The following is a 15,694-nucleotide window of genomic DNA, read 5'->3' as shown; positions in this document are numbered from 1 at the left end:
TTTTCACGCCTCTAGATCGGTTTTCAGGGAGAATTCGGGATGGGACTGACCGCGAGGATCCGCACCCGGGACGGATGGGCCGTGTCGCACGCGGTCGTCACGGTGACCGACATGACCGGCACGCAGGTGCTGCGCGCCGAGGCCGACGACGAGGGCACGGTACGGGATCCGAATCCGCTCGCGCCCGGGGCCTACACCGTCATCGTCACCGCCGTGGGCTACGCGCCCGCCGCCTCCAGCGCCATCGTCACCGCCAGCGGCCGCGCCGAGGTCGGCACGGTCACGCTCGCCCGGCAGGGCGGCACCGAGCTGCCGCCGCCCGGCCCGTGGACCGTCGACCCGGCGCACTCCACGGTCGCCGCGGTCGCCCAGCACCTGGGCATCTCCAGCGTCCGCGGCCGTTTCACGGACTTCACGGCGGCCATCGAGATCGCGCCCGACGACGTCACCAAGTCCCGTGTCCAGGCCGTCATCCGGGCCGCCTCCATCGACACCGGCAACGGTATGCGCGACACGCATCTGCGTTCGGCCGACTTCCTGGACGTCGAGCGCTACCCCGAACTCACGTACACCTCGACGGGTCTCACGGCGGCCGGCTCCGACCGCTGGACGGTCCACGGCGAGCTGGCCATGCGCGGTGTCGTACGACCCGTCGACCTCGACCTCGCCTACCTCGGCACCGGCGCCGACCCCTGGGGCGGCACGCGGGCCGCGTTCCGCGCGACGACCGAGCTGCACCGCGAGGACTTCGCGATGAACTACAACCAGGTCGTCCAGGCGGGCATCGCGGCCATCGGTACGACGCTGAAGGTGGAGCTGGAGGTCCAGGCCGTACAGGGGGAGTCACTGCCGCAGGCGTAGGCGCAGCAGGGACAGGCGGGGCGGGTCCCGTCGGCCTAGGCTGGCGGCATGGCACCGAACATCGCGACGAACACCGCCGTATCCCTCGACGAACTGCTGGACTTCGTACGGCCCCGCCACCGCGCGATCCTGCTCACGCGCCGCGCCGACGGCAGCCCCCAGGGGTCGCCGCTGACCTGCGGGGTCGACGACTCCGGTCGGATCGTGGCCTCCACCTACCCCGAACGGGCCAAGACCCGGAACGCCAAGCGGGACGAGCGGGTGAGCGTGATCGTCCTGAGCGACGACTGGAACGGGCCGTGGGTCCAGGTCGACGGCCGTGCCGAGGTGATCGACTCGCCGGAGTCCGTGGAGGCACTGGTCGAGTACTACCGGAACATCGCCGGTGAGCATCCGGACTGGGACGAGTACCGGGCGGCGATGCTGAAGCAGGGTAAGTCGATCATCCGGGTGACGCCGGAGAAGTGGGGGCCGGTCGCCACCGGCGGATTCCCGGCACGGTTGGCCTCGCCGGACGCCCCCTAGCCCTCAGGTGGGTCGGGTCACCTTGGCCTCGATGCCCGCGATCAGCAGGTCCAAGGCGAATGCGAAGTCCCGGTCCAGCATTTCCGCGACCGTGTCGCCGCCCCTTGCTGCCATGAGGTCCTTCGACTCCTCGATGATCTGCGCGGTGCCGGGGGCCTCGGTCACCGCGTTCATCGCGGTGCTGAAGTACTCGTCCGGGGTCATGCCGGCCGCGGCCACCCGCTCGGCGAAGTGGCCCTCGATCGTGCCGTAGCCGTAGACGAACTGGAAGACCGCCGAGATCGCGCCGGTCACCCCGTGGGCGGGCAGGCCGGCGCGACGCACGACCTGCTGGACCACTCGGGAGAAGGCCAGCGAGTGGGGGCCGACGTTGAGGTAACGGCCGGCCAGCGGGGAGAGCCAGGGGTGGCGGACCAGCAGCGCGCGGTACTCCGTGGCCAGCGCCCGCAGTTGCTCCCGCCAGTCGCCGTCGGTCACCTCGGGCAGCCGCAGCTCTCCGAAGGCCGCGTCGAGGGCGAGTTCGAGCAGGTCGTCCTTGGTGTCGACGTACCAGTACACGGACATGGCGGTCACGTTGAGCTCGGCCGCGAGACGCCGCATGGAGAACTTGTCGAGCCCGTCGGAGTCGAGGAGCCGGACGGTGGCCGAGGTGATGCGATCGCGGTCGAGCCCGGAGGGCTGCCCGGTACGGCCGCCCTTGTGGGCCTTCTCCTCCAGCCACACACTGGCCCGCGCCATCACGACCCCCTCCTCGACGATCACTTCTCAAGATGCTAAAGCTGCAACGCCTCTTTAGGGGCGCGGGGCTATGTCCGACATGCGGCTACCGCCGCGTGAGCGCGACCAGCCACCCACAACCCGCACCCCCCAAAACGACACATACCCCCTCCCCCTCAGGGGGCATTCCTCTCCGCCCTCCTGAGAAGGCCCGCCGCCACAAACCCCCCGACCACCACGGCGACCGCCCCCACCAACTGCCCCGCCCCCAGCCCCGCCGACAGCGACTTCCCCGACGCCACCCAGGAACTCAGCACCGCACCCAGCACCGCAACCCCCAACCCGTTGCCGAACTCGGCCAGGGTGCCGTTGATCCCGGCCCCCACCCCGGCCTTCTCCGGCGGAATCGCGCTCATGATGGCGTGCGCCATCGCCGGGTTGGCGATGGCGCACCCCGCTCCGATCAGCAGCAGACCGAGCAGCGTGCCGCCGTACCCGCTCGAATCCAGTACGGCGATGGACACCAGCCCGAGTGACATCAGCAGCATCCCCAGGGCTATCGCCACCGGCGTACCCAGCCTTGTCGCCCACTTGGCCGACAGGCCCGTGAAGTTGAGGGCGACGACCGTGAGTGCGAGCGGTGCCGTGCGCAGACCTGCCTCCAAGGGGCCGTAGCCGAGGACGAATTGCAGGTGCTGGGTGAGCAGGAACAGCGCTCCGCCCATGCCGAAGGTGATGAGCACCGCACCGGCGACGGCCCCCGTGAAGCGGCGGTCCCTGAAGAAGTGGGGGTCGAGCATGGGGTACGGGATCCGGCTCTCCCAGTACGCGAACAGGGACAGGACCACGACCGCCACGGTCGCCGTGACCAGCACCCACGCCGACGTCCAGCCGTGATCCGGGCCGGAGATGATCGCGAAGACCAGTGCGCCCATGCCGATCGTGGAGAGCAGCGCGCCGAGGAGGTCGGGGCGGTCGCCCTGGGGGTTTTTCGACTCGGGGACCAGGACTACGACCGCTGCCAGGGCCAGTGCCGCGACCGGGAGGTTGATCAGGAAGATCGCGCCCCACCAGAAGTGGTTGAGCATGAACCCGCCGATCAGCGGGCCTGCGGCGAAGCCGAGCGCGTTGACGGCGGCCCAGATGCCGATCGCCTTGGGCTGCTCGTCGGGGGTGAAGATCTGCATCGCCACGGCGAGGGTGGTGGTGAGCAGAAGCGCGCCGCCCACGCCCATGCCGGCCCGCGCGGCGACCAACTGGGCCGTGGAACCGGCCAGTCCCGCGGCCAGCGAACCCACGCCGAACAGGACCAGGCCGGTGATCAGCATCTTCTTGCGGCCGTAGCGGTCGGCCGCGCTGCCGGCGGTGAGCAGCAGGCCGGACTGGACGAGCGAGTACGCGTTGATCATCCACTGGATGTCCGCGGTGGCCGCGTGCAGCTCCCGGGTGAGGGAGGGGATGGCCACGTTGAGAACGGTGTTGTCGAGCAGCACGGTGAGCTGCGCGAGGCAGATGACACCGAGGATCAGCCAGCGCTGGGGGTGGCCCTGAGAAGTCATGCTGTACACCGTAAGGGAGCTCCTATACGGCGTACAACGCAGATATGAAGCAAGGGGCGACGACCATGGTCACCGCCCCTTACTTCGGCCCTGGTTTCGGGCTACTGCCGGCTGCTAGCTGCTCGCCTTCTGCGTGAGGTCGTAGAAGGTGGACGAACCGACCGTCACCTTCTTGAAGTTCTTCTCGACCCACGAGGTGATCTGCGAGGACGTGCCGCTGCTGCTGCCGCCCATGCCGCCGCCGGTGCCGGTGCCGGAGGAGATGAAGTAGTGGATCTTGCCGTCCGCCACGTACTCCTTGAACTGGGCCGGCGTCGGGGACGGGTCGGTGCCGTTGAAGCCGCCGATCGCCATCACCGAGTCGTCGGTGGCCAGCTGGTAGCTCGCCGCGTTCTGGGCGCCGATGGCCGCCGCGACCCAGGTGTACTTGGACGCGTCCTTCTCCAGCAGCTTCTTGGCCTCGGAGGTGACGGTCGCCCCGTTCAGCAGGCCGCCGACGCCACCGCCGCCGCCCATGCCGCCGCCCTCGCCCGTCTGACCGCCGCCCGGGAAGCCGTTGCCGTTCTGCGTGCTCCCGTTCCCGTTCTGGCCCTGCTGGTTCTGGCCCGGCATACCGCCGCCGGTGCCGCCGCCGAAGCCGCCGTTGCCGCCACCAGGGAAGCCCTGCCGGCCGTTCTGACCCTGCTGGTTCTGGGTGGTGCCGTTGTTGCCCTGGCCGAAGCCACCGACGCCGCCCGCGCCGCCTCGGCCGCCGCCCCCGCCGGGGCCACCCCCGAAGCCCATCATGCTCGCGCCCGCCGGGCCCGCCGTCGGGATGGAGCCGGTGTGCGCGGAGTCCACCGTGCTGAGGGTGTACGCCGTCGGGCCCGCCAGCGCGGCCACCAGGCCCACCACAGCCGCCCCGAGGGCGAGTCGGCGGCTGATCCGGCCCGCGAAGATCAGGCCGAGCGCGGCCGCCAGACCGCCGATCAGGACCAGCCACTTCAGCCAGGGCAGGTAGGTGGAGGTGCGGTTGAGGAGGACGTAACCCCAGACCGCGGCCGAGACCACGACGGCGGCGAGGGTGATCGACGCCCACAGCTCGGCGCGCTTCTCCCACAGCAGGCCCGCGCCCATTCCGATCACCGCGGCGATGTAGGGGGCGAGGGCGATCGTGTAGTACTGGTGGAAGATGCCGGCCATGTAGCTGAAGACCACCATGGTGATCAGCAGCGAGCCGCCCCAGACCAGGAACGAGGCCCGGGTCACCGAGGTCCGCTTCAGTTTGCGCGTCGCCACCAGGCCCGCGACCAGCAGGATCAGCGCGGCCGGGAGCAGCCAGGAGATCTGGCTGCCGATCTCGGAGTTGAACATCCGGTCCCAGCCGGTGGCACCCCACTGGCCGGTGCCGGTACCGCCGCCACCGCCGCCGACACTGCCGGTCTCGTCGCCGCTGATCCGGCCGAGGCCGTTGTAGCCGAAGGTCAGCTCCAGGAAGCTGTTGTTCTGCGAACCGCCGATGTAGGGGCGGGAGGAGGCCGGCCACAGCTCGACGATCGCGACCCACCAGCCGGCGGAGACGATCAGCGCGCCGGTCGCCAGGGCCAGCTGACCGATCCGCTTCTTCAGCTGGCGCGGGCCGACGGCCGCGTACACGAACGCCAGCGCCGGCAGGATCAGGAAGGCCTGGAGGGTCTTGGCGAGGAAGGCGAAGCCGATCGCCACGCCCGCCCACACCAGCCACCTGGTCCTGCCGTCCTCGACGGCGCGGACGACGAAGTAGCAGGCCAGTGCCATCAGCAGGGCCAGCATCGCGTCCGGGTTGTCGAACCGGAACATCAGCGCCGCGACAGGGGTGAGCGCGAGCACGGCGCCCGCGATCAGACCGGCCGCGGGGCTGAACCGGCGGCGCACGGAGGCGTAGACGACCGCGACCGTGCCGACGCCCATGAGGACCTCGGGGCCGAGGATCGTCCAGGAGTTCAGGCCGAAGATCCGGGCCGCGATCTCCATCGGCCACAGGAACGCCGAGGGCTTGTCGACGGTGATCGCGTTGCCCGCGTCCAGCGAACCGAAGAACAGTGCCTTCCAGCTCTTGGTGCCCGCCTGGACGGCGGCCGAGTAGAAGGAGTTCGAGTAGCCGGAGGCGCTCAGGTTGTAGAAGTAGAGCGCCGCGGTGGCGACCAGCAGGCCGAGGAAGGCCGGCCGCGCCCAGCGGGGGTCATCGGGGCGGCCGCGCCAGAGTCTGCGGACGAAGGGCTGCTGGGGCTCGCCCGAGCCCGCCTGCGGCACTGGTGGGGCGGGGATGTCCTGGTCGTCCCGGACGTCCGGCGCGTGCCGGGGCGGCGGGGGAGCCGTGGGGGCCGGGCCCCACTGTGTCGGGTGGTCGGTGTGGGTGCTGCTCATCGGGCATCCCCCGGATCGGTGTCATGGGGACGCACCGGCTGCAACTGCATGGTCGCGTCCCTCCAGGTGCCGTCCGCGGCTTCACCGGCGCGGAACTGGGTGGTGGTCGTGGTGCCGCCCTCGGCGTAGGGCTGGTGTGCCGGGCGCTGCGGGAGCGGGCCCTGCGGCTGGTGTCCCCGGGGGGCCGTGGTGTACGTCGGCGACGACGGGGTGTGCGTGGCCACCACCGTGGAGGAGGGCTGCCGGCTGCCGTCGCGGTCCGGGAAGACCCAGGCGCGGAAGAGCAGGAAGCGCAGGACGGTCGCGGCGAGGTTGGCGGCGACCAGCACCGCCAGCTCGGTGGAGTGCGCGGGGTCGCTGCTCGCCGCGTTCAGGGCGGCGAGCGAACCGCTGGTCAGCGCGAGGCCGATACCGAAGACGACCAGACCCTGTGCCTGGTGCCGGACCGCTCCGCCCCGGCCGCGCACCCCGAAGGTGAGGCGCCGGTTGGCCGACGTGTTGGCCACGGCCGACACCAGCAGCGCGAGCGCGTTGGCGATCTGCGAGCCGAGGAACTGCCGGAAGAAGCTGTAGAGGACCAGGTAGAACAGGGTCGACAGGGCGCCGACCACACAGAAGCCGACGAGCTGACGGGCCAGGCCCTTCGGCACGTCCTGGATGTCGCGGTCGCGCGGGTCGTCGCCGAAGGGGCGGCCGATCCGGTCCAGCGGCAGCGAACCGGTGGCCAGGGCCTTGCCGACCCGCCACACACCCTTGAGGTCGTCGGTGGCCGTCTTCACGATGTGCACCGTCGAGTCGGGGTCGTCGACCCAGTCGACCGGCACCTCGTGGATGCGCAGACCCGCGCGCTCGGCGATCACCAGCATCTCGGTGTCGAAGAACCAGCCGGTGTCCTCGACCATCGGCAGCAGCACCTTCGCGACATCGCGCCGGATCGCCTTGAAGCCGCACTGCGCGTCCGAGAAGCGGGCCTGCAGCGAGCCGCGCAGGATCAGGTTGTACGAGCGGCTGATGAACTCCCGCTTGGCGCCGCGCACCACGCGCGACGAGCGGGCCAGCCGGGAACCGATCGCCAGGTCGGAGTGGCCGGAGATGAGCGGTGCCACCAGCGGCAGCAGCGCGTTCAGGTCGGTCGACAGGTCCACGTCCATGTACGCGAGGATCGGCGCGTCCGAGGCCGACCAGACGGTCCGCAGCGCACGGCCGCGGCCCTTCTGCTCCAGCCGGAACGACTTGACCTCGGCCAGCTCCGCCTCAAGCCGCTTCGCCACCTGGGGAGTGGTGTCCGTGGACGCGTTGTCCGCGATGGTGATGCGGAACGCGTACGGGAAGGTGCGCTTGAGGTGGTCATGCAGTCTGACGACGCATGTGCCGAGGTCCTTCTCCTCGTTGTAGACGGGGATCACTACGTCCAGGACAGGCGTACCGGCGGCTCCGGCCGGGAGGTGCTCCCGCGCCGGCAGGGTGCCGGGAGAAGAGTCGGTTCGCATGGGAACGACTCTGGTCAAGCGCCCTGTTGCACCCATGTGGTGGCACTGTGCTGTGCCTGTGAGTGCGATTGCCAGTTGGTTTCGGCGGCGGGCTGGGGAGCAGCCGGGGCAAGCGCGGGCAGATACAGGGTGAACACCGTGCAGCCGGGAACACTGTCCACGGTGACGGCACCGCCGTGCGCGGACGCGACGGCCTGCACGATGGCGAGCCCCAGACCGGTGGACCCGGTGGACCGCGACCGGGCGGAGTCGCCGCGCGCGAACCGCTCGAAGACGTGCGGCAGCAGATCCGGCGGAATGCCCTGCCCGTTGTCCTCGACGTCCACGCACATCCAGGGCCCGCGCCGCTGCACACGGGCGGTGACGGTCGTCCCCGGCGGGGTGTGCTTGCGCGCGTTGCCGAGCACATTGACCAGCACCTGCTGGATACGGGCCGCGTCGGCGGCCACCAGCGCCGGCTCGTCGGGCAGATCCAGCCGCCAGTTGTGGTCCATGCCGGCCGCGCGCGAGTCGCTGACGGTGTCGACGACGAGCGGGATGAGGTCGGTGTGCTCGAACTGGAGCGGACGGCCCGCGTCCAGGCGGGCGAGCAGCAGCAAGTCCTCGACGAGGAGGGTCATCCGGCCGGCCTCGGACTCGATACGGCCGAGGGCGTGCCGGGTGTCGGGCCCGACCTCCTCCCGTCCGCGCCGGGTGAGTTCGGCGTAGCCGCGGATGGAGGCGAGCGGGGTCCGCAGCTCATGGCTGGCGTCGGCGACGAACTGCCGTACCCGCATCTCGCTCTGCTGACGGGAGTGCAGGGCGCCGTGCACGTGGTTGAGCATGCGGTTGAGCGCGGAGCCGACCTGGCCGACCTCGGTGTGCGGGTCGCACTCCGACTCCGGGACCCGCTCGCTGAGGTTGACCTCGCCGGTGTGCAGGGGGAGTTCGGAGACGCGGGTGGCGGTGTTGGCGACCCTGCGCAGCGGCCGGGTGGCCACGCCGACCATCACGGTGCCGGCGAGGGAGGCGGCGATCAGGCCGGAGAGGGTGAGGCTGATCTCGACGATGATCAGGGTGTTGATGGTGCCGTCGACGTCGGAGGTGGGGATACCGACGTAGAAGGTGCCGTTGTTGCCCACGACGTACTGGACCTGGTACGTGCCGAGGCCCGGGATGTCGACCGTGTGCGCCCTCTGGTCCTGGGCGACGGAACCGAGCACCTTGAGCTGGGCCTCGGTGAGGGTCGCGGGGGTCATCTGGGTGTAGCCGGCGGAGTTGTTCTCCTTGGTGCCGACCTTGCCGCTGGTGATCGACCCGTTCTCGACCTGGGCCGCGAGCGTCCGCTGCGGCTGCGGCCCGTTGGCGACGAATTCTGCGAGGGTCTTCTTCTGCTCCGGCTTGAGCTTGTCGGCGTTGCCGGCCGGGGGGCTGCCCTTGCCGTCGAAGCCGCCCACCGGCCCGCCGGCGGCACGCAGTGCGACCTCGCGCAGGTTGCTGTTCAGCTCCCCGTACAGGTGGTCGCGCAGCACGAGGGTGGTGACGGTCCCGATCACCGCGCAGACCACGGCGATCAGCGTCACGGACACGACGACGAGCCGGGTCCGCAGGGTGCGCGGCTGTCCTGCTCGTCGCTTCTGCGTACGCGGCCGTCGTCGTCCGCTCATGACGCGGCGGGCTTGATCAGGTAACCCGCCCCACGCCGGGTGTGGATCATCGGCTCCCGGCCGGCGTCTATCTTCCTGCGCAGGTACGAGATGTAGAGCTCGACCACGTTGGCCTGCCCGCCGAAGTCGTACGACCACACCCGGTCCAGGATCTGGGCCTTGCTGAGCACGCGCCGCGGGTTGCGCATCAGGAAGCGCAGCAGCTCGAACTCGGTGGCGGTGAGGTGGATCGAGTCCCCGGCCCGCGTGACCTCGTGGCTGTCCTCGTCCAGGGTGAGGTCACCGACGACGAGTACCGAGTCGGACCGCCGGTCGGCGGCACCGGAGCGGCGGATGAGCCCGCGCAGCCGGGCCACGACCTCTTCGAGGCTGAAGGGTTTGGTGACGTAGTCGTCGCCGCCAGCGGTGAGACCGGCGATCCGGTCCTCGACCGCGTCCTTCGCGGTGAGGAACAGCACGGGCACGTCGGGGAGCTCGCGCCGCAGGCGACCGAGAACGGTGAGGCCGTCCATGTCGGGCAGCATCATGTCGAGGACGACGGCGTCGGGCCGGAACTCCCGGGCGGTCTGGATGGCACCCTGCCCGTCACCCGCACTCCTGATCTGCCAGCCCTCGTAACGGAGGGCCATGGAGAGGAGTTCGGTGATCGACAGCTCGTCGTCCACCACAAGCACTCGGACGGGGCTCCCGTCCGGCCTCACCAGTTCGGTGCGCCCCTGGGGCGAGGTCGTGGTCATGGTGGACACCTTGTCGGGGTCCTCTGAGAACACGCTTTCACTAATCTGTGATTTCCCTAAGAAACACACAGGCGCCTCTCAGGGAACGCCTGGGAATCCCATCACGTGCGCACGAACTCGTGACCGCGCCCGCCCCGGGCTGTGCGGATCATGTCCGTCCGGTGTGCGCCCCGGCCCGCTGATGAAACGCCGATGAACCGCTGATGAGAGCGTACCGGGGCAGGCGGCCGGGCGCCTGTGGAGTGAATCCGGGCGGACCTTGGCAGGGCTCTTCGCGGATCCTTCCCGGGCGTTCGGCGCGGGTCAGAACAGCCCCTCCTGGGGTGCGGTGAACTCCCGTACGGGTACGCCGAGTTCATCCTCCGCGCCCGCTTCGACGGCGGTCAGCTCCCACCCGGGCAGCAAGCGCGTGTCGAGGACGACGACCCCACGCCGGGTGGCGAGATGCAGATCCGGCCCGGCGGCCGCGACGAGCTCACCGTTCACCACGCCGCCCGCGACCAGTTCGACCACCTCGCCGACGGCTGCGGGCACCGCGTCCAGCCCGAACACCCGTACATGGTCGACGACTTGGCACGGCTCAGGAACCAGGGCCTCGGGCCACGCACCCAGCGCCAGGGCCCGTCCATGCAACACCACGACCTCCGCGGCCCGTTCGGCGTCGCTTCCCGGCAGGGCGGCCCGTACGACACGCTTGTCGCCGTAGGGAATCCGGTCGGGCACCCTGAGCGCGGCCCGCAACAGCTCCTCGGCCCGCCGCGCTGCCATCAGCGGCCCGGCGCCCAGCCAGCTGAAGCACACGGCCCCCTGCTCCAGCAGCCGCGCCGATCCACGCTCGACGGCGGTGATCCCGACCTTGACCATTCCGGGCCCGAACCAGGCCAGATACACGTGATACGGCCGGGGATCATCGGCGATGCCGTCGGCGGCCACGGAGTGCGCCCGGTCCAGCCGGGCACACTCCTCGCAGCGCGCGCCGGTACTCCGGCCGGACACGGACGCGCCTACCGCGCAGGGATGCCCACGCGCCCCGACACACTCCCGCACACCCCCGTCGGCCGTCCTGAAGGCGACGCGCTTCCCCGGCCCGAGCACACTGCGCCGCCCACCGCTCCACAGCAGCACGGGCCCGTCGTCCGACCACCGCAGCCCCGAACATCTCCACACCTGTGCCATCACTCGCGAGCGTAGAGGGCAGCACTGACAACGGGGCGGGGCGGGCGGGCACCGTGGGTTCGTCTCGGACGCCGTTCCGGTGCCGTGGCCCCTCGATCAGCCGCCGGCCCGCGCGGTCGCCGGCCCGGTCCCCGGTGGCGGTCACCGGCTCGAGCACGGACCCGGTACGCCGTCCCCGGCCCGCCAGCCGGCACCCCACGCATCCGAGGTGGCCGCCGCGCGCGCCCGTGTCCCGCGCTCCGAGGGCCCACTGCGCCCGGGGCCGGGTAGAGCTGCCGCATCCACCCGTTTTCCACCCTGCTTCCACCCATGGGTCCAAGTGCCGGAAAGGGTCGGAACCGGATAGTCGGGGCATGACGATTTCCGACTGGATCATCGATGTGGCGCTCATCCTCGTGGTCATCAGGCAGATGCGGGAGGAGAGGCTGACGGCGTTCAGACTGCTGCTGCCCCTGGGCCTGGTCACCTGGGTGGCGACCAGCTACCTGCACGAGATCCCGACAGCGGGCAACGACCTCGTTCTCATGGCGACGTTCGCCGGCATCGGCGTCGCCTGCGGTGTGGCCGGCGGCCTGCTCACCCGGGTCCGGTACGCGGACGGGCACGTGCGGGTCAAGGCGACCGTGGGCGCGGCGGCCCTGTGGGTACTCAGCATGGGGTTCCGCCTGGCCTTCGCGATCTGGACCTCCCACTCCTCCGGCGCGACCCACATAGCCCGCTTCTCCACCACCCACGACATCACCAGCGAACAGGCATGGGTCGCCGCCCTCGTCCTGATGGCCGTCAGCGAGGTCGTCATCCGCCTGGGCATCATCGTCGTACGCGGCCAGACCCTCCGCGGCCGCGAGCGCACCCGCGTACTGACCACGGCGTGAGCCGCGGTGGCGGCCGATCCCCGGCCCCCCACGCCCCCTGTCAATTCGCTGTGTTAGGTTGCGCCCCTTGATCGTGAAGGTTATGTGGGGGGCCTTTTGTGAAGTCGGCGCGTTTCTCGCTGCCAACCGCCGCAGCACTGTTCCTGGGGCTGACGACCGCCATCGGTCCCGGCGCGGTCGCCTCGTACGCGGCGTCGGACAAACCGCTGCCGATCGCGCACTTCGCGCAGATGGTCGTGGACACTCCGCACGGGCATCTGTTCATCAGCGGCGGCGCCGGAACCGACGGCATTCTCGTCACCGACCTCGACGGCGGGAACCCGTCGCTGATCAGCAACGAGCCGGGGGCCACCGGTCTCGCCGTCTCCGCCGACGGGTCCACGCTGTACGCGGCCCTCCCGGGCCAGGACGCCATCGCGGTGATCAGCACGGAGAACCTGACCGAGTCCGCTCGTTACGGCACGGGCGCGGGCACCCATCCGGACTCGCTGGCCGTCGCCGGCGGCACCCTCTGGTTCGGATACGGCACGGCGGGCGCCGGCGGCATCGGATCCGTCGACGGCACCGGTGCGGTCACCCTGGCGCAGGATTCCGGCAGTTGGACGGCGCCGCCGACGCTGGCGACGACACCCACGCCCTCCGACGTACTCGCGGCCGCCGCGCAGACGGGCGACACCTCCGCCGTCGTGACATACCGGGCCGACGGCGAGGCCCTGACCCGACAGGCCGCGACGGCGCTGCCCGTCCCCGACCTGGGCGGCCTCGCGGTCACGGCGGACGGCCGGCATCTGGCGGTCTCGTCGTGGCTGAAGGCGACCGCCAACCGGTACCGCGTCTCGGATCTGACCGTGGACGGGCTTTTCCCCGAGACGCTGGCCGGCAAGTCCGTCGCCGTGGCCCCGGACGGCACCGTGGCCGGCTGCGGCTGCAACTACGGGTTCGAGGCCTTCCCGGAAACCGGCGAGGGCAGCTACAACCTGTACGAGATCGACGCTCCGCTGCACCTGGCCCCGCACGGCCTCGCCTGGGCGCCGGACGGCAGCCGGCTCTACGGCGTGGCCGTGGACTCCTCCGGCGGAACACCGACGCTACGAATAGCCCGTAACCCGGAGTCCGCGCGGGTCAGGCTCATCGGAAGCTCGGCCCCCACCCCGCTCGCCCCCGGCGAGGCCTACTCGTTCCGCGCGAGCTTCGATTCGTACCTCACGCTGAGCACCGGCCAGACCCTGCTGCCGGGCACCGTCCGGATCACGCGCTACGACGACGCCGACCCGGACGGTGTGCTCGTCCCGGACCCGACGACCACCCCGGCCGGCACCGCCGACTTCTTCGGCTCCTACTACGTCGCCGGCACCGCTCCCCTCACCGGCCCGCTGAGCTTCAACGTCGACTACGCGGGAAGCGGCCACTACGGCCCGGCCACCCAGACCTTCGCCGTCCCCGTCGCGAAGTACGCGCCCACGCTGACGCTGACCGGTCCCGCCACCTCCGGCCGTGCCGCGCCGCTGACCGCCACCGGGCACCTCACCTGGCCGCACGCGCATGTGAAGACCGGTGCGGTGCACATCGTCAAGACCGACCTGGCGCACCCCTCCGGCTACTCGGTGGGCACCGTCTCCGTCGCCGCCGACGGCAGCTTCGCCTTCCACGACACCCCGCAGGTCGGCGGCGCGAACACGTACGCCTTCACCTACGACGGCGGCACGTCCTACCTCCCGGTCACGGCGTCGGCGAAGGTCCAGGTGTCCCGGGCCACCCCCACCCTGAACGTGACCACCGACGCGAAGTCGTACCACTCCGGCGCGACCGTCAAGGTCACCGCGCATCTGGGGACCACGTACAACTCCCGCTCCGTGACGCTGTACGACCAGCCCGCGGGCAAGTCCCGGACACTGCTCAAGAGCGCCAAGGCCGACGCTCACGGGAACCTCGTCGCGTCCTACAAGATCACCCGCAACACCGTCTTCAGCGCGGCCTTCGCGGGTGACTACCGCTACTCCCCGCGCACGGTGACCAACAACGCGATCCTCACGCCGACGGTCCGGACGCAGATGCAGTGGCCGCTCGCCACCACCCGCATCGGATCCACCACCTACCAGGTCTTCTACAAGTCAGAAGTAAACATGGGCTTCAACGTCCAGGTCACGCCCCGTCAGTCCAGCGGCTGTACGTCGGTGTACGTCGAGCACTACTACTCGGGAGCCTGGCACCAGGCCACCTCGCAGAGGTGCGTGCCCCTGTACTCCGACGGCTGGTACGGCTACGGCCGATCTCTCAAGCTCTTCACGAGCAACGACCACTACCGCATCCGCGCCCACTACACGCCACCGTCCAAGGCCGCCCAGACCGGCAGCACATGGACCCCGTGGACCTACCTCACGGTCCGCCCCGGCAGCCTCTCGTAAGCGGGAACACCTCAGACAGTTGCTGGGCGGTGCGGTTGTGCGTCCTCGGACAAGAAGATCTCGTCCTCTCCGAAGTCCGGGGCCTGGAAGGGCGCGGTCGTCGGAGGCGGTGATACGGCGGTGGAACGGCGAGGTTGCCCTTCCGGAGCGGAGAACAGCGACGTCGGTTCGATGAGAGGTCTGCCTTTCGTTACAGGTCCCCGACGGGGCCTGGCGTGCCGTGACCGGGCACGGCGGTCCTACAGCTAGGTCATTTTGGCGTACACGTCATGGGTGACCTGGCCGCCCACGGCGAAGAGCTTGGGAGCCGGTGTCCCTAGGCTGTCGGCAGCGAAACGTCAAAGGCCCCGGAGTAACCCGGGGCCTTTGACCTGTGTGCACTCGGCAGGATTCGAACCTGCAACCTTCTGATCCGTAGTCAGATGCTCTATCCGTTAAGCTACGAGTGCTTGTTCTCTTGTTTTCTGTCTTCGCTCCCGGCCCTTCTGGCCCGCTCGCGGCGACAGGAAGAACATTACATGACTGCCGCCGCCATGTGAAATCCGTTAGGTGCACCCCTTGTGACCTGCGGAAACGCCATATCTGAGCGGTCTTGCGGGCAACGGTTGGCCGGCTGTCGGGAGGTGGTGCCCGGCGGTCCGGGACGCCGACAGGCGGTAGGAGTTGCCGGGATCACAGCTGGGCGAAGGCGCGGCAATACGGACCCGTAAAACGAATCAGGGAGCCCAGACCGAAAATGGTTGAGCTCCCTGAGTCAGGTGCGGAGGCGGAGGGATTTGAACCCTCGATGGGCTTTAAGGCCCAAACCGCATTAGCAGTGTGTTGGGGTTCGTCTGACGGCGTCGGCCGTGGACTCCTCCAGACGTTCCGCCGCAGGTCAGGCCCATTTCGCCATCCGGCCCCGTTGATCCTCGCCGGAACGCGTATCGGCCTCTTGGTGCCATCGCCGTGCCATCTGTGCCAGCACCCGAGGCGCCCGAATGTCGCTACTTCTTGGGGTCGTTGGCACGTCCCGGCGGTCGGCCGCCTTTGCGTGCTCGGCGCTCGGCGATCTCCTGCTCGGCGCGTTCCAGGTCTGCCGCGTCCTCGTCGGTGCCGTGCTCCCGAATGCGGTCTCTCATGTGGTCGAGCAGATCCTTCGTGCGGTCCGTCTCAAGCCGCTCACAGACGCGCCCGTAGGCCTTCCAGAGGGGTTCGGGGACCCGGATCGGCTTCGCCGTCGTGTGCCGCTTCGGCCCCGCCTCGGGCTGCTCGGTCATCGCTCTCCCTATCTCCGTAGACACACGGATCCTCCCATGGGTCTTGTGTATCTACAAGG

12 protein-coding genes and 2 tRNA genes are annotated in these 15,694 nt (G+C 70.1%); 4 read left to right on the top strand and 10 right to left on the bottom strand.

The features are described 5' to 3' along the window. Positions 1-39 precede the first annotated feature (39 nt). Together ABTY98_RS21975 and ABTY98_RS21970 are read left to right on the top strand one after the other, a co-directional pair. Positions 40-861: a YceI family protein gene (locus ABTY98_RS21975; RefSeq protein WP_352222613.1), complete on the top strand. Its 822-nt coding sequence runs from the start codon at positions 40-42 to the stop codon at positions 859-861. A gap of 48 nt (positions 862-909) precedes the next feature. Continuing rightward, entirely contained in the window at positions 910-1,386 is a 477-nt protein-coding gene (locus ABTY98_RS21970; protein WP_352222612.1) for a PPOX class F420-dependent oxidoreductase, read from the top strand. Positions 1,387-1,389: 3 nt separating this feature from the next. Here the strand turns inward: ABTY98_RS21970 and ABTY98_RS21965 are convergent, their stop codons facing one another. The 7 genes from ABTY98_RS21965 to ABTY98_RS21935 form a co-directional block, all read right to left on the bottom strand. Next, positions 1,390-2,124: a TetR/AcrR family transcriptional regulator gene (locus tag ABTY98_RS21965; protein WP_352222710.1), complete on the bottom strand. Its 735-nt coding sequence runs from the start codon at positions 2,122-2,124 to the stop codon at positions 1,390-1,392. A gap of 155 nt (positions 2,125-2,279) precedes the next feature. Beyond that, positions 2,280-3,662, bottom strand: coding sequence for an MFS transporter (locus tag ABTY98_RS21960; RefSeq protein WP_352222611.1), 1,383 nt, complete (start codon positions 3,660-3,662; stop codon positions 2,280-2,282). Between the two features lie 114 nt (positions 3,663-3,776). Continuing rightward, positions 3,777-6,047 carry a glycosyltransferase family 39 protein gene (locus ABTY98_RS21955; protein WP_352222610.1) on the bottom strand — a complete coding sequence of 757 codons (2,271 nt, stop codon included), beginning with the start codon at positions 6,045-6,047 and terminating at the stop codon, positions 3,777-3,779. Next, entirely contained in the window at positions 6,044-7,537 is a 1,494-nt protein-coding gene (locus tag ABTY98_RS21950) for a bifunctional glycosyltransferase family 2/GtrA family protein (RefSeq protein ID WP_352222609.1), read from the bottom strand. The genes ABTY98_RS21955 and ABTY98_RS21950 overlap by 4 nt, the downstream gene beginning before the upstream one ends. Positions 7,538-7,551: 14 nt before the next feature. Then, complete coding sequence (locus ABTY98_RS21945; protein WP_352222608.1) at positions 7,552-9,183, bottom strand: sensor histidine kinase; 1,632 nt, start codon at positions 9,181-9,183, stop codon at positions 7,552-7,554. Then, positions 9,180-9,920, bottom strand: coding sequence for a response regulator transcription factor (locus tag ABTY98_RS21940; RefSeq protein WP_352222607.1), 741 nt, complete (start codon positions 9,918-9,920; stop codon positions 9,180-9,182). The genes ABTY98_RS21945 and ABTY98_RS21940 overlap by 4 nt, the downstream gene beginning before the upstream one ends. Before the next feature lie 303 nt (positions 9,921-10,223). After that, positions 10,224-11,096 carry a DUF2797 domain-containing protein gene (locus ABTY98_RS21935; RefSeq protein WP_352222606.1) on the bottom strand — a complete coding sequence of 291 codons (873 nt, stop codon included), beginning with the start codon at positions 11,094-11,096 and terminating at the stop codon, positions 10,224-10,226. 353 nt (positions 11,097-11,449) lie between these two features. Between ABTY98_RS21935 and ABTY98_RS21925 the strand changes: the two genes are divergently transcribed. Continuing rightward, entirely contained in the window at positions 11,450-11,971 is a 522-nt protein-coding gene (locus ABTY98_RS21925) for a hypothetical protein (protein ID WP_352222604.1), read from the top strand. Between the two features lie 98 nt (positions 11,972-12,069). Next, positions 12,070-14,376 (top strand): TolB-like translocation protein, encoded by a 2,307-nt coding sequence (locus tag ABTY98_RS21920; RefSeq protein ID WP_352222603.1) that lies wholly within the window; start codon positions 12,070-12,072, stop codon positions 14,374-14,376. A 376-nt stretch (positions 14,377-14,752) separates the two neighbouring features. On the opposite strand, the gene ABTY98_RS21915 is transcribed toward ABTY98_RS21920, so the two are convergent. The 3 genes from ABTY98_RS21915 to ABTY98_RS21905 form a co-directional block, all read right to left on the bottom strand. Continuing rightward, positions 14,753-14,825: transfer RNA gene (locus ABTY98_RS21915), tRNA-Arg, on the bottom strand. Positions 14,826-15,137: 312 nt separating this feature from the next. Further along, positions 15,138-15,236: transfer RNA gene (locus ABTY98_RS21910), tRNA-Ser, on the bottom strand. Between the two features lie 126 nt (positions 15,237-15,362). Next, complete coding sequence (locus ABTY98_RS21905) at positions 15,363-15,635, bottom strand: hypothetical protein (RefSeq protein ID WP_352222602.1); 273 nt, start codon at positions 15,633-15,635, stop codon at positions 15,363-15,365. Between the last annotated feature and the right edge of the window lie 59 nt (positions 15,636-15,694).

Source organism: Streptomyces sp. NPDC096040, assembly GCF_040303265.1.
Taxonomy (GTDB): domain Bacteria; phylum Actinomycetota; class Actinomycetes; order Streptomycetales; family Streptomycetaceae; genus Streptomyces.
The sequence above is the reverse complement of the archived record's forward strand: the minus strand, read 5'-3'. Positions and strand labels throughout refer to the sequence as shown.

What these genes read in the sequence shown, in the direction of transcription:
- ABTY98_RS21975 (WP_352222613.1), top strand. Translation starts at nt 40, where the DNA reads ATGGGACTGACCGCGAGGATCCGCACCCGGGACGGATGGGCCGTGTCG.
- ABTY98_RS21970 (WP_352222612.1), top strand. Translation starts at nt 910, where the DNA reads ATGGCACCGAACATCGCGACGAACACCGCCGTATCCCTCGACGAACTG.
- ABTY98_RS21965 (WP_352222710.1), bottom strand. Translation starts at nt 2,124, where the DNA reads ATGGCGCGGGCCAGTGTGTGGCTGGAGGAGAAGGCCCACAAGGGCGGC.
- ABTY98_RS21960 (WP_352222611.1), bottom strand. Translation starts at nt 3,662, where the DNA reads ATGACTTCTCAGGGCCACCCCCAGCGCTGGCTGATCCTCGGTGTCATC.
- ABTY98_RS21955 (WP_352222610.1), bottom strand. Translation starts at nt 6,047, where the DNA reads ATGAGCAGCACCCACACCGACCACCCGACACAGTGGGGCCCGGCCCCC.
- ABTY98_RS21950 (WP_352222609.1), bottom strand. Translation starts at nt 7,537, where the DNA reads ATGCGAACCGACTCTTCTCCCGGCACCCTGCCGGCGCGGGAGCACCTC.
- ABTY98_RS21945 (WP_352222608.1), bottom strand. Translation starts at nt 9,183, where the DNA reads ATGAGCGGACGACGACGGCCGCGTACGCAGAAGCGACGAGCAGGACAG.
- ABTY98_RS21940 (WP_352222607.1), bottom strand. Translation starts at nt 9,920, where the DNA reads ATGACCACGACCTCGCCCCAGGGGCGCACCGAACTGGTGAGGCCGGAC.
- ABTY98_RS21935 (WP_352222606.1), bottom strand. Translation starts at nt 11,096, where the DNA reads ATGGCACAGGTGTGGAGATGTTCGGGGCTGCGGTGGTCGGACGACGGG.
- ABTY98_RS21925 (WP_352222604.1), top strand. Translation starts at nt 11,450, where the DNA reads ATGACGATTTCCGACTGGATCATCGATGTGGCGCTCATCCTCGTGGTC.
- ABTY98_RS21905 (WP_352222602.1), bottom strand. Translation starts at nt 15,635, where the DNA reads ATGACCGAGCAGCCCGAGGCGGGGCCGAAGCGGCACACGACGGCGAAG.